This is a genomic window from Paludisphaera mucosa (genome assembly GCF_029589435.1).
GTDB classification, from domain to species: domain Bacteria; phylum Planctomycetota; class Planctomycetia; order Isosphaerales; family Isosphaeraceae; genus Paludisphaera; species Paludisphaera mucosa.
The window spans coordinates 929529-947997 of record NZ_JARRAG010000001.1; the positions used below are offsets into that span (position 1 = coordinate 929529).

General features: G+C 67.1%; 19 protein-coding genes, 2 tRNA genes and 1 pseudogene. 12 read left to right on the forward strand and 10 right to left on the reverse strand.

The window, feature by feature from the left end:
• The first annotated feature begins 176 nt into the window (after positions 1-176).
• From PZE19_RS03900 to PZE19_RS03915, 4 genes are all read left to right on the forward strand, one after another.
• Positions 177-602, forward strand: coding sequence for a YkgJ family cysteine cluster protein (locus tag PZE19_RS03900; protein WP_277859259.1), 426 nt, complete (start codon positions 177-179; stop codon positions 600-602).
• A complete protein-coding gene (locus PZE19_RS03905) occupies positions 599-1144 on the forward strand; it encodes a hypothetical protein (protein WP_277859260.1) in 546 nt (181 codons plus the stop codon). Before PZE19_RS03900 ends, PZE19_RS03905 begins: the two co-directional genes overlap by 4 nt.
• Positions 1145-1262: 118 nt before the next feature.
• The gene (locus PZE19_RS03910) at positions 1263-1646 is read left to right on the forward strand and encodes an HU family DNA-binding protein (protein WP_368411273.1); all 384 of its coding nucleotides are present in this window, start codon (positions 1263-1265) and stop codon (positions 1644-1646) included.
• A 266-nt stretch (positions 1647-1912) separates the two neighbouring features.
• Positions 1913-2146, forward strand: a complete 234-nt coding sequence (locus tag PZE19_RS03915; protein WP_277859262.1) for a hypothetical protein — start codon at positions 1913-1915, stop codon at positions 2144-2146.
• A 101-nt stretch (positions 2147-2247) separates the two neighbouring features.
• On the opposite strand, the gene PZE19_RS03920 is transcribed toward PZE19_RS03915, so the two are convergent.
• Positions 2248-3150, reverse strand: coding sequence for an alpha/beta hydrolase (locus tag PZE19_RS03920; RefSeq protein WP_277859263.1), 903 nt, complete (start codon positions 3148-3150; stop codon positions 2248-2250).
• Positions 3151-3441: 291 nt separating this feature from the next.
• Between PZE19_RS03920 and lpxA the strand changes: the two genes are divergently transcribed.
• The gene (gene lpxA / locus PZE19_RS03925; protein ID WP_277859264.1) at positions 3442-4266 is read left to right on the forward strand and encodes an acyl-ACP--UDP-N-acetylglucosamine O-acyltransferase; all 825 of its coding nucleotides are present in this window, start codon (positions 3442-3444) and stop codon (positions 4264-4266) included.
• Between the two features lie 15 nt (positions 4267-4281).
• Here lpxA and PZE19_RS03930 read toward each other — a convergent pair whose 3' ends face one another.
• The gene (locus PZE19_RS03930) at positions 4282-4557 is read right to left on the reverse strand and encodes a hypothetical protein (RefSeq protein ID WP_277859265.1); all 276 of its coding nucleotides are present in this window, start codon (positions 4555-4557) and stop codon (positions 4282-4284) included.
• Between the two features lie 248 nt (positions 4558-4805).
• On the opposite strand from PZE19_RS03930, the gene PZE19_RS03935 reads away from it, so the two are divergent.
• The 6 genes from PZE19_RS03935 (at position 4806) to PZE19_RS03960 (ending at position 9219) form a co-directional block, all read left to right on the forward strand.
• On the forward strand, positions 4806-5381 hold the full coding sequence (locus PZE19_RS03935) for a hypothetical protein (RefSeq protein ID WP_277859266.1): 576 nt from the start codon (positions 4806-4808) through the stop codon (positions 5379-5381).
• 128 nt (positions 5382-5509) lie between these two features.
• Positions 5510-6010 (forward strand): anti-sigma factor, encoded by a 501-nt coding sequence (locus PZE19_RS03940; RefSeq protein ID WP_277859267.1) that lies wholly within the window; start codon positions 5510-5512, stop codon positions 6008-6010.
• 10 nt (positions 6011-6020) lie between these two features.
• On the forward strand, positions 6021-7079 hold the full coding sequence (locus PZE19_RS03945; protein ID WP_277859268.1) for a hypothetical protein: 1059 nt from the start codon (positions 6021-6023) through the stop codon (positions 7077-7079).
• Positions 7080-7114: 35 nt separating this feature from the next.
• Positions 7115-8272: a bifunctional diaminohydroxyphosphoribosylaminopyrimidine deaminase/5-amino-6-(5-phosphoribosylamino)uracil reductase RibD gene (gene ribD, locus PZE19_RS03950; protein WP_368411210.1), complete on the forward strand. Its 1158-nt coding sequence runs from the start codon at positions 7115-7117 to the stop codon at positions 8270-8272.
• Between the two features lie 91 nt (positions 8273-8363).
• Positions 8364-9038 (forward strand): redox-sensing transcriptional repressor Rex, encoded by a 675-nt coding sequence (locus PZE19_RS03955; protein ID WP_277859270.1) that lies wholly within the window; start codon positions 8364-8366, stop codon positions 9036-9038.
• Positions 9039-9148: 110 nt separating this feature from the next.
• A tRNA-Gln gene (locus PZE19_RS03960) sits at positions 9149-9219 on the forward strand.
• Positions 9220-9309: 90 nt separating this feature from the next.
• On the opposite strand, the pseudogene PZE19_RS03965 reads toward PZE19_RS03960, so the two are convergent.
• The 7 genes and pseudogenes from PZE19_RS03965 to PZE19_RS03995 all read right to left on the reverse strand — a co-directional run.
• Positions 9310-10818: pseudogene (locus tag PZE19_RS03965) on the reverse strand (ATP-binding response regulator); the annotation flags it as partial.
• Entirely contained in the window at positions 10815-11393 is a 579-nt protein-coding gene (locus tag PZE19_RS03970; protein ID WP_277859271.1) for a chemotaxis protein CheB, read from the reverse strand. The gene PZE19_RS03970 and the pseudogene PZE19_RS03965, both read right to left, overlap by 4 nt.
• A complete protein-coding gene (locus PZE19_RS03975; RefSeq protein WP_277859272.1) occupies positions 11390-12217 on the reverse strand; it encodes a CheR family methyltransferase in 828 nt (275 codons plus the stop codon). The genes PZE19_RS03970 and PZE19_RS03975 overlap by 4 nt, the downstream gene beginning before the upstream one ends.
• Before the next feature lie 171 nt (positions 12218-12388).
• The gene (locus PZE19_RS03980; protein WP_277859273.1) at positions 12389-13570 is read right to left on the reverse strand and encodes a M24 family metallopeptidase; all 1182 of its coding nucleotides are present in this window, start codon (positions 13568-13570) and stop codon (positions 12389-12391) included.
• A 188-nt stretch (positions 13571-13758) separates the two neighbouring features.
• The gene (locus tag PZE19_RS03985; protein WP_277859274.1) at positions 13759-14613 is read right to left on the reverse strand and encodes a hypothetical protein; all 855 of its coding nucleotides are present in this window, start codon (positions 14611-14613) and stop codon (positions 13759-13761) included.
• 352 nt (positions 14614-14965) lie between these two features.
• Positions 14966-15556, reverse strand: coding sequence for a PEP-CTERM sorting domain-containing protein (locus tag PZE19_RS03990; RefSeq protein WP_277859275.1), 591 nt, complete (start codon positions 15554-15556; stop codon positions 14966-14968).
• 546 nt (positions 15557-16102) lie between these two features.
• Positions 16103-16176 (reverse strand) — tRNA-Met (locus PZE19_RS03995).
• Between the two features lie 180 nt (positions 16177-16356).
• On the opposite strand from PZE19_RS03995, the gene ettA reads away from it, so the two are divergent.
• Positions 16357-18030, forward strand: coding sequence for an energy-dependent translational throttle protein EttA (gene ettA / locus PZE19_RS04000; RefSeq protein WP_277859276.1), 1674 nt, complete (start codon positions 16357-16359; stop codon positions 18028-18030).
• Here ettA and PZE19_RS04005 read toward each other — a convergent pair.
• Positions 18020-18457, reverse strand: a complete 438-nt coding sequence (locus PZE19_RS04005; RefSeq protein ID WP_277859277.1) for a hypothetical protein — start codon at positions 18455-18457, stop codon at positions 18020-18022. The two genes, ettA and PZE19_RS04005, sit on opposite strands and share 11 nt — an antisense overlap.
• Positions 18458-18469: the final 12 nt, after the last annotated feature.

The window sequence follows — 18469 nt, forward strand, 5'->3', positions numbered from 1 at the left end:
TCCTGTCCGAAACCTCTCGGGGCTCCCGGGCGGCCCCGAGCCGGGTCGTCCAGCTTATCACAACCCCTGGCTTTTCATACCCTTGGAAACGCCGGAATTGCCCGCGTCGGGGGCGGTTGCTAAACTGTTCGGAGGACGCTTCGGGACGGCAACCCATCAAGGATATCGGATCAATCATGAGCGGTGGTCGAGCCGACGAGCCGTGGTACAAGGACGGCCTGTCGTTCACGTGCACGCGCTGCGGCGCCTGCTGCACCGGCGCGCCCGGCTACGTCTGGGTGACGGCCGATGAGGTGGCGGACCTCGCCCGACTTCGCGGCGAGACGCCCGACGAGTTCTCGCTGCGGTTCGTCCGCAAGGTCGGCCGGCGCTACAGCCTCATCGAACGTCCGGGGGGCGACTGCATCTTCTGGGATCGCGAGGCCGGCTGCACGGTCTACGAGGCCCGGCCCGTCCAGTGCCGCACCTGGCCCTTCTGGCCTGAGAACGTCGAGACCCCCGAGGACTGGGAGGCCGTCACCGAGATCTGCCCCGGCTCGGGCAAGGGGCGTCGCTATTCGGCCGACGAGATCATCACGTCGATCGGCATGGTCCGCGAATGACGCCCGGATCCGACCCGAGCTCGGGCGCGGCCCTCGCGGACGAGGCCCGAGGGCCGCTCGCGATCCTCTACCGCGAGCTCGACGCGGCCGTCGCCGAGCTGGCGCCGGTCTGCCGGCTCAGCGGCCGTTGCTGCCGGTTCGAGGAGTACGGCCACACCCTCTTCCTGTCGGCCCCCGAGGCCGCCGTGCTCGTCGCCGACGCCCCCGCGGCGGCGCGCCCTCTCGACGCCGGCCGGACCTGCCCCTGGCAGGACGATCGGGGCCGCTGCACCGCCAGGGAGGCCCGGCCCCTGGGCTGCCGCGTCTATTTCTGCGACCCGGCCTTCGAAGACCAGGCCCCGATCCTCACGGAACGCTTCCTGTCGCGTCTCAAGGAACTCGTCGACGCCCGGGGCTGGCCCTGGAGCTACGCCCCGCTCCATCGTCATCTGCACTCGGCCGTCGAGCGGGGCGAGTTCGCGCCGCCGAGCGACCTCGCCGGCGGCGACGACGCGATCGACCCGCGCGAAGCCGGTTCCCAGGCCCCCGCAGGCCCCGCCTGAGGACCGCGACGGGCGTCCGTCGATGGGTTTTTTCTTGACACTAATCTATGCGGCCAATACATTTGAGACGTTCTCAGCCTCCCAGCGAGCCGCCCGCGCCTTCGTGGAGATCGCCATCGTGACGAAAAAAGAGATCGTGAAGAAAATCTCCGAAGACATCGGACTGACGCAGCTCAAGACCAAGGACATCGTCCAGAGGACCCTGGACGCGATCATCCAGACCCTCGTCGCCGAAGGCCGCATCGAACTCCGGAATTTCGGCGTTTTCGAGGTCAAGCGACGGGCTCCCCGCAAGGCTCGCAACCCCCGGACGGGCGACAAGGTCTACGTCCCGTCCAAGAACGTCGTCACGTTCAAGCCGGGCAAGGAAATGGAAGAGCTGGTCCGAAAGATGAATCCCGACGATCTTCCGCTATTGGAAGAAGGCTCCGATGCCGATCTAGAAGGCAACGGACCCGTCGAGCCGGTCTCCGAGCCCCAGGCGCGTACGTCGAAAGACTGAGCCCTGCGGGAGCCTCCCGGTCGGACCCCACGCCCGCCAGAGCCCTCGTCGCGAGGGCCGCGCGGACGTCGAAGCCGATGCGGGGTCTCGGGATCGGCAGACAAGGCCAGGGCGGTCCAACGGTCGCCGTCCGAGACCCTGAGCGAGCGGGATTTTCGGCTCGAGCCGAGGCCGGACGGCCCGGCGGCGAGCCCCCGGATCAGATCCACGCAAGGACTGCGTGGCGCGACTGATCCGTGCGATACCGTAGGCGGGAGGAGCCCGACATGCGAAAACTTCTGGCGGCCTTGGCCATCCTGGTCGCCTCCCTCGCGCTGTTCGAGGGATGTGCGCCGGTGCCGCTGCCGCGATATGCAGCGTACAAGCCCAGGCGCGTGGAACAACTTCTCAACGAGTCGGAGAACCTCCGGCAAGGCGGCGACGACTGGGAGCGGTTCTGGTTCCTCGATCAGCCGTCCCACATGACGCCGTTCCGCACTCACGGCGGCCTCGGGCCCTGATCTCCTAGTTCGGCTCGACTCGCCTGCGACGCGACCACGAGGCCGTCCCTCGATTTACTTCGAGGGCCGGCCTTCTTTCGTGCGCCCCCGAACCGAAACGCCTACGGCCCCAGGTTGTCGTCAAAGAACCGCGCGATCATGGCCACGTAGCCGCCCGGGTCCGAGCGATAGGCCTGGACGTGCTCGACTCCCGGCAGGAACGTGGTGAGGCAGGCCGCGCCGACGGCCCGGCCGAGCGTGCGGGCCTGGTCGACGGGGACGGTGGTGTCGGACTCGCCGTGGATCAGGAGCATGGGCCGATCGCCCCACGACGCCGCGGCCGCGATCGGGACCAGCTCCTCGGTCCGCAGCCCGTAAAGCAGCCGGGCGCAGGTGAGGATCCCCGGATTGAACCACCCGGGGAGCCGGCTGTGCTTGCTGAGCTGGCTTTCGAGCAGCTTGGGCAGGTCGCCGTAGGGGCTGTCGATCACCGCGGCGTGGATCGACGGGTTCTGCGCCGCCTCGAGGATCAGGGTGGCCGCCCCCATCGAATAGCCGAGCCAACCGATCCGATCGTCCTCATAGCCGGCCTCATGGGCCCACCGGAGCACCGCACGGACGTCGGCCCGCTCGCGGCTGCCCAGCGAGAGTCGCGACGGGTCGCTCTGCCCGTGCCCGCGGAGGTCGAACAAGAGGACGTCATACCCCGCTTCGTGGAGGTCTCGCCCCAGCGAGGCCATCTCCAGCCAGGAACTCCACATCCCGTGGACGAGCACGATCAGCCGACGGCGCTCGCCGCTGACGAGACGCCAGCCGCGCAGGGTCAGGCCGTCCTGGGTGCGCGTCAACCAGGGCTCGGCGTCGGGGCTCAGCCGGCAGGGGTCGACTTGCAGGGGTTGGTTCGTCGCCCGCGTCAGGCGTTCGGCCGTCAGGCAGGAGACCGCCAGGTAGGCCCCGCCCAGGAGGAGCAGGCCTGCGAGGCACGATCGGGTGAGGAGGCGGATCCGGCCGCGGATTCCCATCATCGTCGGCTCCCGTCGACTCCGAGCGCGGCGGCGCGACACCCGGCCGCCCTCGTGAGCATAACTTCGAGCCCTGGGTCGGGACAGCGGAAACGCCCCCCATGACGGCTCTGGGCCGCCTTGGAAAGCCGGCTTCCCGACTTCGGAGCGGCCGATCCCGGCGTCTCCGTCCGCTCCCGGTCGCATGGCGCGTTCGGCGCGTTTAGCTCAAGCCGCAAAACTCCGTCGACCGATGAAACTCGTCGGCGACGGATCGCTGCGAGACGGGTGGACGCCGATCGTGAGGAGAAGATAATGGCGCTGATGATCTCGGAAATGGTGCACGCGACGGCCATTATCGACCCCGAAGCCGTGCTCGCGGCCGACGTCCAGGTCGGCCCTTACGCGATCATCGAAGGGGCGGTCCATATCGGCCCCGGATGCGTCGTCGAGGCCCACGCCTGCCTGTGCGGCCCGCTCGTCATGGGTCGGAACAACGTCGTCGGCCACGGCGCGGTCCTGGGCAAGGGGCCGCAGCACCGCGGCTATCGCGACGAGCCCACGGGCGTCCGGATCGGCGACCACAACGTCTTCCGCGAGTTCGTCACCATCCATCGCGGCACGGCCCAGGGCGCGGGCGAGACGGTCGTCGGCGACCACAACCTCTTCATGTGCAGCTCCCACCTCGGCCACGACGTCCGCGTGGGCGACCACTGCACGGTCGTCAACAACGCCCTCGTCGCCGGCCACGTCACGCTGAACGACGCCTGCATCCTGTCGGGCAACACGGCCGTCCAGCAGCGGGTCCGGGTCGGCCGGCTCGCAATGCTCGGCGGGATGGGCTCCTCGTCCAAGGACATCCCCCCGTTCATCCTCCAGCAGGGCTACAACTGCGTGACGGGCTTGAACCTGGTGGGCCTGCGGCGGGCCGGCGTCTCCAACCAAACGATCAACGCCCTGCGCCAGGCGTTCCGCATCCTCTACCGCGAGGGGCGTACGATCTCGGCGGCCCTGGACCGCATCGCGGCCGACTTCGGCGAGACGGCCGAGGTGGCCGAATTCCTGGACTTCATCCGGAATTCCAAGATCGGGATCAATCCGGCGCGTTCCAGCGACCGCGAGAATTACGACATCAACTGAGCGCCGGCGGTCCGGTCACTCGTCCTGCTCCAGTCGCATCCGGATCTTCGCGTACTCTTCTTCGTTCAGTTCGCCCTCGATGCGGGCCTGTCGAAACGCGTCGAGCAGCTCTTCCTTGGTCGCCGGGTCGAATTCCTCGTGGGCCTCCTCCCACGAGCGATAGGCCACGATCCCGCTCCAGATCATGGCGGCCACCAGGGCCGCCAGGCCGAGGTAGTAATACATGGGCGAGACGCTCACGAGAGCGAGCGGTCCGAGCCCCCCCGTGAGGTCGAAAGTCCAGCAGCTCACATCCCCCTCCCGGTCGACCGCTTGAGAGCCCTTGCATCAGCCCGGATTCGACCCATGGGCCGACGATCCGAGATCGCCGCCGCTTGCTCCGACGGCTGGTTCGATTATACTAGAAAGAGGATCCTGCGCGCAGAATCCAGGCCGTCGACGTCGGCTTCGATTCTCACCCCGGCCGGAATCCGGCCGAACACAGATCTTCAGGAAGAGGATGTCCCGCACGTCGCCCAATTGAGGAACAGGGGTGCTTCATGCTTCGACCTCATCACCGCGGGTTCATTTCGCTGACGCTGGGGCTCGCCGCATTCACCATCCCGTCGGCGACGCAGGGTCAAACGTCGACCTCGCTCGGGGACATCTCCAGCGATCCCTTCGCGTTCTATTACGCCTACTACCTCCCGAATCAGCAGATGCAGGCCATGCGGCCCCGGGCCGATGATTCTATCAATCAGGCCGTGCAGCAGCGTCAATATTACGCCGCTTCGCAGAAGCCCCGATTGTACGACCCGATCTCGCCCTACACCGATCAGCCGTACGATCCGCTCCGTCCCTACTCGAAGCAGCAGGGTAAGGAAAGGTCGGCCAACCCCTACCGTTTCGCCCAGAACCCGTCCAACTCCGACGGCACGGGCCCGTCGCTCTATTACGGACGCGCCGCGCAGTATTTCCCGACCTTGAGGGCTGGGCGGGGCCCGAACGCCAACGTGGCCTCGGGAGGTCGGCGCATGGGCGGAGGCCGTCGCGGCGGCGGCATGGGTGGCATGGGCGGCGGCATGGGTGGCATGGGCGGCGGCATGGGCGGCGGAATGCCCGGTATGCCGGGCTGAGGCTCGACTTCTTCGGGAGATGCAAGGGGCGTAAACTGGACCAGCGGCGGCCGACCTCGTAATCTTCGCCCGATCGTCTTCGGGGACCATGAACTCGTCCGCCAGCCCTCCGGACCCGGAAATGCAGCATGCCCCCCGGCCCTGATCAACAACGTCTGAGACCGGAGGAGCGGGCGAACCTCGTCGCGTACATCGACGGCGAATTGACCGAGACCGAGTCGCGCGCCCTGTCGACCAAGATCACCCATAGCGCGACGGCTCGTCGCGAGGTCGAACTGCTGAAGAAGACCTGGGAGGCGCTCGACAAGCTGCCGCGCCCCCAGATTTCCGACCAGTTCCAAGATCGGACGCTCACCTACGTCCGCTCGATCCAGATCCGCCAGGGGACGCGTCTGGAACCCCTCGCGGGCTCCTTCACGGCCGCCTTGAAGATCGCGGCGTGCCTCTTCCTCGTCGGGTCGACCGGGGCGGGGGGATACTTCGCCGTCCGCAACTTCTGGCCGGATCCCGATGCGAGGGTCATTCGCGACCTTTCCGTCGCCGAGCATCTCGACGAATACCTCGAAGTCGGAAGGTTCGAGCTGCTGGACGCCCTGAAGAACTCACCCGAATTCGGCCCCGGCCGCTAGAGCTCCTGCCATGATCGGCGCCGCCCACGACAGCCCGCTGCACCTGCGTTCGATCGCCCTGGCGATCGGGCTCGCCGTGGTCGTCATCGCCGGCGCCGCGACGTTGGAAGGAAATCGGGCCGGGTTCCTGGCGAAGTCGGCGGCGGAGCGCGACCTGCTGCGCGAGACGCTGCGACGCTTCGACATGCGATTGAACTCCAACGAGCAAAGCCTGGTGCGCTCGCTGGATGAACGTCTCAACGCCCTGCCCGACGAGGAACGCGACGAGTACCTGACCGTCCTGCGGCGCTATCACAACTGGCTGAGGCAGCTCCCCGAACGCGTCCGCGACGACCTGGTGGGCGGGCCCGTCGAGGGCCGGCTCAAGAGGATCCAGGACCTCGCCGCCAAGTACCCGCCCCCGAAAGAGGAGGCCCGCTCGTCGCTCGACTTCGTCCAGATCGGCGGGACCGGGGCGTTCGAGCTGGCGGCCCTCTGCAAGGTCTGGATGGCGCTTCCTCCCGCGGAGCGCAAGCAGATCGACGGCCTTCCCGTCGGCAGCCGAAAGGACGAGCTCGTCAAACGCGGACGCGAGCTCAAGATCCCCCGCGAACTCAGGCCGGACGACTTCGACGAAGCCAGGTGGACCGCCGAGGCCGAGGCCCGGATCCGCGAGCTTCGAAGCCAGTCCGCCGGCCCCAGGGACTGGGTGTCGAAGATCGAGGGCAAGCTCGAGCAGTCCGAGGCGAACGCCCCCGAGGGGGTGCCGCGCGTTCGACGATTCTTGAGACGTCTCGCCGTGAATCTCTACGTCGACGAGCACAAGCCGGGGCATCCGGTCGAGCCGTCGCGCCTTGCGCAGTTCTTCGAAGCGACCCCGACGTGGATCCAGTCGACGTTCGGTTCGTTCACCGCCGACGAGGTCCGGCGACGGGTCTCCGTGGTCTATCGCACGCTCTACCCCTTCCCGGAGGAATTTCGAGGCGTCCTTCCCGGGCCGGCTCCCTCCGCAGCCAAACCGTCTCCGAGCGTCCCGGCCGCGAAGCCCGCCACTCCGCCGAAACCCGCGGGCAACCAGGCTCCCTTCTGATCCTTCGGGCCGACGGCCCCGCGAGCGAATCGGCCATGGACGAACGGGACCTTGTTTGGATGCGAAAGGCCCTTGACGAGGCCGCGAAGGGACGGGGGCGCGTCGAGCCCAACCCGATGGTGGGGGCCGTCGTCGTCCAGGAGGATCGACTCATCGCGGTGGGGCACCACCAACGCTTCGGCGGCCCTCACGCCGAGGTCCTCGCGCTGGAAGCCGCCGGCGACCAGGCCCGCGGGGCGACGCTTTACGTCACGCTCGAACCGTGCTGCCACTTCGGCAAGACTCCCCCGTGCACCGAAGCGATCCTCCGGGCCGGCGTGGCGCGGGTCGTCGCGGCCCATCGCGACCCCTTCCCCAAAGTCGCCGGCGGTGGGCTGGCCCGGCTTCGCGAGGCCGGCGTCGAGGTTGCGGCGGGGGTCGGGGCCGCGGCCGCCGTCGACCTGAACGCGCCCTACCTGAAGCGCGTCCTCACGGGGTCGCCTTACGTCATCGCCAAGTGGGCGATGACGCTGGACGGCAAGACGGCGGCGGCCGGCGGCGACAGTCGATGGATCTCCTCGCCGGAGTCGCGTGCGGAGGTGCATGCGGTACGCGGCCGGGTCGACGGGATCGTGGTCGGCGTCGGCACCGTCCTCGCCGACGATCCCCAGCTCACCGCTCGGCCTCCGGGCCTGCGCTCGCCGACCCGCATCGTGATGGACTCCCGCGGACGCACCCCGCTGGATTCCCACCTCGCGCGTACGGCCCGCGAAGTTGCGACCCTCATCGTCGTGGGGGCCGAGGCCCCCTCGGAGGCCATCGACGCGCTTCGTGCGTCGGGCTGCGAAGTCCTCTCGCTCCCCGAAGCGCGCCGGCCGCACGTCGATCGGCTCTTGTCGGAACTGGGGCGAAGGGGGATGACGAACGTGCTGCTCGAAGGGGGCGGCGTCGTGCTGGCGGCCTTCTTCGAGATCGGGGCGGTCGACGAGGTCGACGTCTTCATCGCCCCGCTGATCGAGGGGGGGGATCATGCGAGGACCGCCGTCCGCGGCGTGGGTCGGCGGCTCATGAGCGATTCGCTGCGTCTTCAAAACGTGCGACGCTCACTCGTCGCCGACGACGTGCGGATCCAGGGCGAGGTCTCCCACCAATGGCGTGAGCACCTGGACGATCGACTGACGTCGTGTCCGGGACAGGTGGCCAACCCGACTTGACCGGGACCGGCTCCCCATCCTAGAATCGCTTGTGGCGACGGCATGGATTTTGCCCTGATCCGGGGCAAGTCTCCTTTCGGAGATGCACCTCGTGGATCTCTCACGAAACGGGCATCCCAATACGAAGCCGGCTCCTAAAGCCGTCGTGGGACGGGTCAGCCTCTATCTTCGCCAGCTCGAATCCCTCCAGCGTCAGGGGCTGACGAAGACTTCGAGCCATCAACTCGGCGAGCCCTTCGGGATCAAGAACGCCCAGGTGCGCAAGGACCTCGCTTTCTTCGGCCAGTTCGGCCGTCCCGGCATCGGCTACCACATCAACGACCTGATCCTCGTCCTGCGGCGCATCCTCGGCGTCGACAAGGACTGGCCGCTGATCCTCGTCGGCCTCGGCAATCTCGGCCGCGCGCTCCTGCGATATCGAGGGTTCCAGTCGCGTCGGTTCCACATCGTCGCGATCTTCGACACCGACCCCAAGAAGATCGGCCAGACGTACCAGGGCGTGACCGTCGAGCCGCTCGACGCCCTTCGCAAGGGCATCGCGGCCCACAAGACGAGCCTGGCCCTCCTCTGCGTGCCGGCGGACGCCGCCCAGCGCGTCGCCGACTTGATGATCGCCGTCGGAATCCGGGGCATCCTCAACTTCGCGCCGGTCCCCCTCGCGGTGCCGCCCCAGGTCAGCGTGATCGCGGTCGACCTGAGCATCCAGCTCGAGAACCTGGCGTACAAGGTCCAGGGCTCGCTCGACGGCGTCTCCTGGGCCGGTTGATCGACGTCCCAGGCGGGCTCAATCGTCCTCGCGGGTCGTCCCCGACGTCGGGCTTCCGAGGGCACTCGTCTTCCCGGGGTCCTCGACCACGGTTAGAATATCAGCACGCTTACCCGGTGGTGAAACGGTATCACAACAGGTTTTGGTCCTGTCTTTCCAGGTTCGAATCCTGGCCGGGTAGCTCCCCCTCACGCCTCGGTCGGACGCCCTCCAGCAGGGCCAGCAGCCGATCGAACTCGACCGGCTTGGTGAGATGGTGGTCGAAGCCCGCCTCGCGGGCGTGCGATCGGTCCTTGTCCTGTCCGTAGCCGGTCACCGCGATCAGGCGCGAGGTCCGGCACGGCTCGTCGGCGCGAAGGCGGCGGGCCACTTCGTAGCCGTTCATGCCCGGGAGGCCGATGTCGAGCAGGACGGCGTCGGGCCCTCGGTCGCGCGCCAGGTCGACGGCGGCGGGCCCGTCGTTGGCGACGACGACCTCGTGGCCGTGGAGCTGGAGCAGCCGGGCCAGGCCCCAGGCGGTGTCCACGTTGTCGTCGACCACGAGCACGAGCAGCTTCGAGCCGGCCGAAGACGGGGAGGACGCGTCGATCGTCCCTCTCGCCGGCCGCCGGCCGTTTTCCCGGGCGATCGGCAGCCGGACGGTGAACGTGCTGCCATGCCCCAGGCCCGGGCTCTCCGCGACGACCGAGCCGCCGTGCAGCTCGACCAGCGACTTCACCAGCGTGAGGCCGATTCCCAGGCCCCCTTCCGAGCGTGCGATGGAGCGGTCGCCCTGGGCGAACAGCTCGAACATCCGCGGGAGCTGGTCGGGGGCGATGCCCATGCCGGCGTCCTGCACCCGGATGAGCAGCGAGCCCGCGTCGACGTGCGTCGAGAGCCCGACGCGCGAGCCGTCCTCGGAATACTTGGCGGCGTTGGTGAGGAGATTCACCACCACCTGCTCAAGCCGAGTCGGGTCGACCTCGACGCGTGTCTCGCCGTGGCCGAATTCGACCTTCAGCTCATGCTTCCGCCCCTGAACGAGCGGCCCCACCGAGGTCGCGGCCTGCTCCAGGATCGGACGGGGGTCGAGGACCTGTTTCTTGACGCGAATCTTGCCGTGGTTGATCCGGGAGACGTCCAGCAGGTCGTCGATCAGGCGGGAGAAGGTCTTCATCTGGTTCTCGATGATCTGCTTCGCCCAGTCCTGGTGCATCTCCAGGTTGCTCTTCTTCCAAACCTGAATGGCGTTGGAGACGGCCGAGAGCGGGTTCCTCAGCTCATGAGCCAGCATGGCCAGGAACTCGTCCTTCAGGCGGTCGGTCTCCCTGAGGTCGGCGGCGTGGCGTCGGCTCGTCTCCAGCAGCCGGGCGTTCTCGGCGAGGGTCGCCTTCAGCTCGTCGCGCTGGCGGGCCAGCTCGAAGAAGACGTCGACCTTGCTGCGGAGCACGTCGGGCTCCAGCGGCTTGCCGAGGAAGTCGACGGCCCCGGCTTCGTAGCCCCGAAACCGCCGGCGCTGGTCGGCGCCCGCCGCCGTGAGGAAGATGATCGGCACGCGCCGGGTCCGTTCGGCCCCGCGCATCAGCTCCGCCAGCTCGAACCCGTCCATCCCCGGCATCTGCACGTCGACGAGCGCCAGGGCGACGTCATGCCTCAGGAGCAGCTCCAGGGCGTCGGGGCCCGAGCTCGCCCGGAGCAGGATCAGGCCTTCTCGGCGCAACAGGGCCTCGAGCGCCACGAGGTTCTCGTCGCGGTCGTCGACCAGCAGGAAGTACACGGGGTCCGTGGGGGAATCGTTCATGACCGGCCTACGATACCAAGAAGATAGTCGGCGATCTCCTGCAAGCTCATCGGCGACGCGTCGGGGCAGGCGGCCAGTGCGGCCTCCGGCATCGCCGACGCCAGGGCGGTCTCGGGCGTCTGGACCAGGGCGACTCCGCCCGAGTCTCGGATCGCACGCAAACCCCGGGCCCCGTCCCGGTTCGCGCCCGTGAGGACGATGCCGACGAGCGCGGGGCCGTACGCCTCGGCCGCGGTCTCGAAGAGGACGTCGATGGAAGGCCGCGAGAAGAGGACGGCCTCCTCGCCGGAGAGCGACAGCCGGCGGTCGGGCTCGACCAGCAGGTGGTAGTCGGGCGGCGCGAGGTAGACGCTCCCGCCGATGATGGGTTCCTTATCCTCGGCTTCCTTGACGACGACCCGGCACTTGCCCTGGAGGAGGCCGGCCAGCAGGCTCTTCCGATCGGACGGCAGATGGACGACCACCAGCACGGGCAGCGGATAGTCCGCGGGCAGGGCCGGCAGGATCGCGGCGAGCGCCTCGAGCGCGCCGGCCGACGCCCCCACGGCCACCGCATGGGCTCGCGGGGCGCTCACGGGTCAACTCGTTTCTGATAGATCCGCTCGTCGAAGGCGAATTCCGCGAAGGCCTCGGCGTGGCACGAGAACCGCAGGCTCTCCCTGGCTCCCAGCCCCAGGAAGCCCCGACGGGCGAGCGAGTCCTTGAAGAGGCCGGTCGCGCGGTCCTGCAGCGGCCCGTCGAAGGAGATCAGGACGTTGCGGCAGGAGATGAACTGGACCTCGGCGAACACCTCGTCGACCGCCAGGCTGTGGTCCGAGAAGACGGCCCGACGCCTCAGGCTCTTGTCGAAGACCGCCCAGCCGTAGGCGGCCGTGTAATAGTCCGAGAGGGACGACCGCCCCCCCGATCTCCGATGATTCTCGGTGAAGAGCGGGATGCGGTCCAGTTCATAAACGCCGGCCTCGGCCTTGCGGAGCGCCTCCGGGTTGACGTCGGTGCCGTAGATGAGCACGCGGTCTTCCAGACCTTCCTCGCGGAAGAGGATCGCCAGGGAATAGAATTCCTCCCCCGCGCCGCAGCCGGCGACCCAGACCTTGAGCGAAGGGTAGGTCTTGAGGTAGGGGACCACCTGCTCGCGGATCACCCGGAAGTAGGCGGGATCGCGAAAGAGCTCGCTCACTTGCACCGTGAGGAACGACAGGAGCTGGGGAAGGACGCCGGGCTCGTGGAGAACCCGGTCCTGGAGCTGGGAGAACGTAAAACATCCCAGTTGGTCGCGAGCCTGCCGGAGCCGACGCTTGAGCGACGCCGTCGAGTAGCCTCGGAAATCGTAGTGGTACTTGCGGAGGACGGCCTCCAGCAGCAGGCGGAACTCGATGTCCTCGCAAGCGTCGAGCAAAGGACCGGAACTCCTCGTCGACAGGGCGATCCACGGCGAGTCCGCCTCGGGACGCATCGGGCACGCCGCCGTCCTCCTAGCTTCGGCGACGACCCCCGGGCCGGAACCGGGAGTATAGCCGGCCCGGCGATCACGCCACAACGTCAGCCGCCCACGACGGATCCCGGCTGGTCAGGCGAGGATCGGGACGACGGCCTTCTGGAGCCCGCCGGTGACGTGGACCGTCCTCGCGGCGTCAATGAAGACGTTGATCTCGCTGCGAATCCCGAAGTCCTCGAAGTAGATCCCGGGCTCGATCGAGAAGCAGGTGCGCGGAAGGACCAGCCTCTCGTCGTGGGTTTCCAGGTTGTCCATGTTCGCCCCGTTGCCGTGGACCTCTTGCCCGATGTTGTGGCCGGTGCGATGGATGAAGGAAGACTCGTAGCCGGCCCGACGAATGACCTCGCGCGCGGCGTCGTCGACTTCGAAGCCGCGCAGGGGCCTCCCCGCCGCATAAGCTTCCCTGACGAGCGCGATCGCGGCGTCGCGCGAGGCGGCGACGATCTGGAAGATCTTTTCGTACTTGTCCGGCGTCGCGTCGCCGACGTAGCCGACGCGGGTCAGATCGCTGTAGACCGACCGCGGCCGCTTCAACTTGCCCCACAGGTCGATGAGGACGAAATCGCCCGCATGGATCGCGGCGTCGCCCCCGGCCGTCGGCTCATAGTGGGGATCGCCGCTATGCGGACCGACCGACACGTTCGGAGGGCTGTAGGTCGTCAGGTTGTGTTTCGCGAAGTGGTCGAGGATGGCCGCCTGGACCTCGGTTTCGCGAACCGATCCCCCGTCTCGCGTGCGATCGGCGATGAAACCCCAGGCGACGTCATAGGCGGAAGTCGTCACCTTCTCGGCTTCCAGGTGCATCCCCCATTGATCCTCATCCCAGGCCGCCTCGTAGAGCTGGATCAGGTCGCCGGACGACGTCACCTCGACGCCCAACTTGCGCACGTATTCGATCGTTCCGCCGTCCACCCGGGATATGTAAGGGTTCGAAAGATTCGGCGCGTATTCCATGGCGATGCGCCTGGCGCCGTCGATCAGGTGGGAGAGTCCTTCTTCAAGACCGGGCCAGGAGCGATAGATGGTCTTCTCGCCAGGCAGGTGGTCGAGGGCCTTCGTCTCGATGGCGTGGACGAGCTTGCGCGGCTCGCCGCGGGCGGGGATCATGTAAAAGAAGCGCCTCGAGCCCGCCGGAACGCCTTCCAGGCCGAGCAATCGCCGGGCGGGGACGTTGACGCCTCGGAAGTCGTAGAGCAGCCAGCCCTCGAAGCCGAACTCACGAAGACTCTCCTGAATCGACGCCAGGTCCAACATCGCGAAGCCCCTGGAACGACGGCCGCCTCCGGAGGTCGATGACGTCTCCGCTCTCCGGGGCAGTCCGGGTCGACACTCTACCTTACGAGAGGTCCGCCCCGCCAGGGCCGATGCGCGTCGAAGGATGGACCGAACGGCCGGCCGAATGACTGGAGGGCGAGGGTATCCATCCCGGAAAGTGTGCAGGATCAAGCCGCGGGACGCGACCGTCTCCTCGAAAAGCTCAAGCCGCCGGCACTGAGCAGCACGGCTGAGAGCCCCATGACGATCGAGGTCGGCTCGGGGATCGGGTTCACCACGACGGTCGGGAAACCATTGAGGAGCGTCCAGGCGCCTCCGCCGAATGTTCGGGCGTCGCCCCCCAGGTTCACCTCATTGGCGAAGGCGGTGGTGAGCAGGTCGTCCGGATCGCGCTGAGTGGGCGGGTCCAGGGGCAGAACGCCGATCGTCCCGTCCGGGCGGGTGCCGATGGAAAAGCCCCAGGTGAAGGTGGTGATCGCGAAGATGTCGCGGCCGCTTCCGGGCTGGCTTGCGTCGAAGTCGTCGCTGGGGTTGGTCGGAGCCTGGACGGCCGCGAGGGTGAGGTTCCAGGTTCCGGTGAAACTCGTTTCCGTACGCGCCGGATTGTCGAGGAAGGGAAGCGTATATCCTTGGCCCGGCTGGCGAAACGACGCATAGAAAGGGGACTGATCGGCGACCGTGGGGTCTGAGAAAGAAACCCGACTCCGGTCGACGTAAGTTTGCCCTGCCGACTGCCAATCGTTGATTGGAGCGGAGGTGTTGACCGTCTGGATCCAGCGGTATTCATATCCGGCAGGCAAAGCCAGGTTTCCGCTCTCCTGAAATCCACCCTGGATGGCCACGCCGAAGGTCGAACCAGTTTGGGAGGATGTATCGACGAACGTCTCCACCGTGAACGTCCCCAACTGCACTCCACCGACGAAGACGTCTAGCGGGCCGCAGTACGCCGGGGTCTCCCAGGCGACCCAGGAGAAGAACATCAGGCCGAGGAAGAGCCTTCGTGGGAGAACCGTGACGATCATGGATGAGGGTCCTGAAGCACCCGAGGGAGCATGGTCGTTCTTGCGTGACGTTTCGCTTGAAATTCGGAACGGCCGAGTGTGGAAGAGTCGTGCGAATTGGCGACGACTCGGCGCAACGCCAGATCGTTAGACAAATGTATGAAGAAAGGGCGAAGGCTGGAAAAGCATTCCTACGATCGACAAGACCTGCCTTCGATGTCGACGAAGATGCACACGGATTAGGCAAGAAAGCCTAGCGGACCGTGGGGAGGATGGGAAGAGTCGAACTCAAAGGGTCCAGGAATAAACAGAGCGTCCGACTCAAGAGAATCGGACGCCCTCGGTATTTTAGGTTAGCGTCGCAAGTGACAGGTCACTTGGCGAGACGCTTCCGGAGGCCGAACAGGCCGGCCGCGGCCAGGCCGATGCCGGCGAGGGCGACCGAGCTGGGCTCGGGCACGGCGGAAGGGGCGAACACCGAGCCGCTGAGGGTGATGCCCTGACCCGGGAGCCGCTGGAAGGTCAAGGAGACCAGGGTCGAGGTGTTGGCGTCAAAGCCACTCAGAGCCCCGGCCGGGGTGAAGGTGCCGGTCAGGATGATCTTCACCAGGTCGGCGGTGGCGCCAGGGGCGACGATGCCGGCGGCGGCGACGAACGAGCCGTAAGTGCCGAAGCTGATGGCTTCACCCGCCAGGGAGGAGGTGTCGATCGTCCCATCGAAGGTGACCGGGCTGAAGGCGGCGACGGCACCGAAGTCGCCCGAGGGAGCGAGGGTCGTGGTGAAACCACCCGTCGCCGGCACCAGCGACAGAGACAGCGGGCTGGAATCGAGAGAGTCCGGGGTCGCCGTGATGGTACCGTTGTAGCCAATGCCCAGCTGGCCGACGATCGGGTCGGCCTGGACGGCGGTGGTGGCGGCGACGAGAACGGCCGCGGCCAACAGCATGCGATGCAGCTTGATCACTCAGTAGCTCCTTTAACTCTTCTCTTGGTGACGGTCGGAGACGAGAACGAATCGACCTGCTATTCCGAACAAGTGACGTAACCTAACGAATCTGGACGCCGCGAGTCAAGAGTCTAGGTCTCGTTCTTCGAGAACGTGGCGAGCGTCGAGCGTCGTGTTGTTTCGCGGAAACATACCCTCGACCCCCTTTCCTCCAAGCACGAGATCAATCTCCATCCCCCAGTCGTCAGAGACGGCCCCGGGCCGTCAGCATTCCGCGAAAACCCAGGGATCAAGCAACCTGTGGCAGCCCCATGAGCAAAGATCGCGCCAGCCTTGATCATGCCCCCATGAACTTCCAGGCTGCAAAGAAATGCCCGCATGCATTTGTGTGCCGCCGTTCGGCGACTCCGTCGCCAGCCGTAATCGCAAGCGCGTCGTTCTCGTTCGTTCGCTTGCCGCGTGGGGGAAAAGAGCGAAAAACCGCGGGCGTTCGGGATCGAACCGAACATTCGAACGAACGCTGGATCCCAAACAAGGGGGCGTGGAGGTGGGGAGGGAGAAAACTACCGGGGTGGGGACTCGAACCCCAGACCTGCGGATTATGAGACCGCCGCTCTAACCAACTGAGCTACCCCGGCGTCGACGGCCGCGAGCGGGGAAACTTGTCCCCGGGCGTCGCCTCGGCCATAATCACCCTACCAGAGGTCCGGGGCGACTTCAAGACGAGCGGCCTCGGGGCGAACCTCTTCCTCAGGCCGTCGTTGCATCCGGCCGTCGCCTCGTCTCGTTCGATCCCGGCCCCGTGGAAAGTCCAGGTCATGCCCCCGCAATATATCTTCAGCATCGAGAAACTGTCGAAGGCCCACGGCAAGAAAGAGGTCCTGAAGAATATCTGGCTGTCCTTCTACCCCGGCGCGAAGATCGGCGTCATCGGCGGCAACGGATCGGGCAAGAGCACGCTCCTGCGGATCATGGCCGGGCTCGACAAGGATTTCGTGGGCACCGCCCGGCCGGCGCCGAACATCTCGATCGGCTACCTGCCGCAGGAGCCGACGCTGGATCCTCGCTACGACGTCAAAGGGAACGTCGAGTTGGCGGTGAAGGCCGTCCGCGACCACCTGAACCGCTTCGACGCCATCAATGCTCGACTCGGCGAAGGCCCCGACGCCGACGAGATGGACGCCCTCCTCGCCGAGCAAGCGGACGTGCAAGACGCCATCGAGGCGGCGAACGGATGGGACCTTGATCGCAGGCTCGAGATCGCGATGGATGCCATGCGTCTGCCGCCGGGCGACGCCGACGTCTCGACCCTTTCGGGCGGCGAGCGCCGGCGGGTGGCGCTCTGCAAGATTCTCCTCGAACGCCACGACATCCTGCTCCTCGACGAGCCCACGAACCATCTCGACGCCGAGAGCGTCGCCTGGCTCGAACGGCATCTGCAGGAACACTCCGGGACGGTCATCCTCGTCACCCACGATCGCTACTTCCTCGACAACGTCGTGAAGTGGATCCTGGAACTCGACCGCGGCCAGGGGATCCCCTGGGAAGGCAACTACTCCTCCTGGCTGGAGCAGAAGCAGGACCGCCTCGCCCTGGAGGAGAAGCAAGAGAGCACGCGACGCAAGCAATTGGCTCGCGAGCTGGAGTGGGTGCGGATGTCGCCCCGGGCCCGAGTCGCCAAGAACCGGGCCCGGCTCCAGCGCTACGAGCAGCTCGCCGCCGCCGACTACGAGAAGCGCGACGAGGCCGTGGTCATCCAGATCCCGCCGGGGCCGCACCTGGGCTCGCTGGTGGTGGAAGCCGAGGGCGTGGCCAAGGGGTTCGGCGACCGTCTCCTCTTCGAGGATATGACGTTCCGGCTCCCCCCCGGCGGGATCGTCGGCGTGATCGGCCCCAACGGCGCGGGCAAGACGACGCTCTTCCGGATGATCGTCGGCCAGGAGACGGCCGACAAGGGCGTGTTGCGCGTGGGCGATTCGGTCGTGCCCTCGTACGTCGACCAGAACCGCGACTCGCTGGGCGCCGAGAATACGGTCTTCCAGGAGATCACCGGCGGCCTCGACCAGGTGACGCTCGGTCGTCGCAAGATGCCGGCCCGCGCCTACGTCGCGGCCTTCAACTTCAAGGGGCCCGACCAGGAAAAGCTCGTCGGCAAGCTGTCCGGCGGCGAGCGGAACCGGGTCCACCTCGCCAAGCTGCTCAAGAGCGGCGGCAACCTGCTCCTCCTCGACGAGCCGACCAACGACCTGGACGTCGACATGCTCCGCGCGCTGGAGGAAGCCCTTCTCGATTTCGGCGGCTGCGCCGTGGTCATCAGCCACGACCGCTGGTTCCTCGACCGGGTCGCGACCCACATCCTCGCCTTCGAGGGCGAGAGCAAGGTCGTCTGGTGCGACGGCAATTTCGAGACCTACGAGGCCCAGCGCCACGAACGTCTCGGCGTCGACGCCGACCAGCCCCACCGCATCAAGTACAAGTCCCTCACACGCTGATCGGGACGCGATCGATTCCATACGACGAGGGATCATGCGACGATACGATCGCATGATCCTTCGTTCGTTTCCGCGGCGTCGCCGCGACGCCGTGGCCCGCGCAGACTAGCAGGGCGTCTGGGTCGTCGATTGCGAAGCGCGGCGAGTCCGGATCCGCCACCACGTCCAGCCTGGCCCGATCGGGACCGTCGAGATGGGGAGGGGTGCGCCCCCGCAGGTCTTCGAGGTAGGCGACCGGGAAACTCCGGGTCGGCGAATCGAACGGGGCCTGGCGGCGGAAGGCGAAGCTGCGGATCTCGCATGCCGGCGCCCCGGCCTCGCGAAAGACGCGCGAGAGGTCGCGGGCGCCGTAGAATTTCCGGGGCTGCTTCGAACTCTCCTCGAACGCCCGCAGCTCCGCGCGGCGGAGGGCCGGCTCCAGGTCCACGGGCCAGGGGAG

Bases quoted from the DNA above. Each gene is read 5' to 3' on its own strand.
- PZE19_RS03900 (WP_277859259.1), top strand. From the start codon at position 177: ATGAGCGGTGGTCGAGCCGACGAGCCGTGGTACAAGGACGGCCTGTCG.
- PZE19_RS03905 (WP_277859260.1), top strand. From the start codon at position 599: ATGACGCCCGGATCCGACCCGAGCTCGGGCGCGGCCCTCGCGGACGAG.
- PZE19_RS03915 (WP_277859262.1), top strand. From the start codon at position 1,913: ATGCGAAAACTTCTGGCGGCCTTGGCCATCCTGGTCGCCTCCCTCGCG.
- PZE19_RS03920 (WP_277859263.1), bottom strand. From the start codon at position 3,150: ATGATGGGAATCCGCGGCCGGATCCGCCTCCTCACCCGATCGTGCCTC.
- lpxA (WP_277859264.1), top strand. From the start codon at position 3,442: ATGGCGCTGATGATCTCGGAAATGGTGCACGCGACGGCCATTATCGAC.
- PZE19_RS03935 (WP_277859266.1), top strand. From the start codon at position 4,806: ATGCTTCGACCTCATCACCGCGGGTTCATTTCGCTGACGCTGGGGCTC.
- PZE19_RS03940 (WP_277859267.1), top strand. From the start codon at position 5,510: ATGCCCCCCGGCCCTGATCAACAACGTCTGAGACCGGAGGAGCGGGCG.
- PZE19_RS03945 (WP_277859268.1), top strand. From the start codon at position 6,021: ATGATCGGCGCCGCCCACGACAGCCCGCTGCACCTGCGTTCGATCGCC.
- ribD (WP_368411210.1), top strand. From the start codon at position 7,115: ATGGACGAACGGGACCTTGTTTGGATGCGAAAGGCCCTTGACGAGGCC.
- PZE19_RS03980 (WP_277859273.1), bottom strand. From the start codon at position 13,570: ATGTTGGACCTGGCGTCGATTCAGGAGAGTCTTCGTGAGTTCGGCTTC.
- PZE19_RS03985 (WP_277859274.1), bottom strand. From the start codon at position 14,613: ATGATCGTCACGGTTCTCCCACGAAGGCTCTTCCTCGGCCTGATGTTC.
- ettA (WP_277859276.1), top strand. From the start codon at position 16,357: ATGCCCCCGCAATATATCTTCAGCATCGAGAAACTGTCGAAGGCCCAC.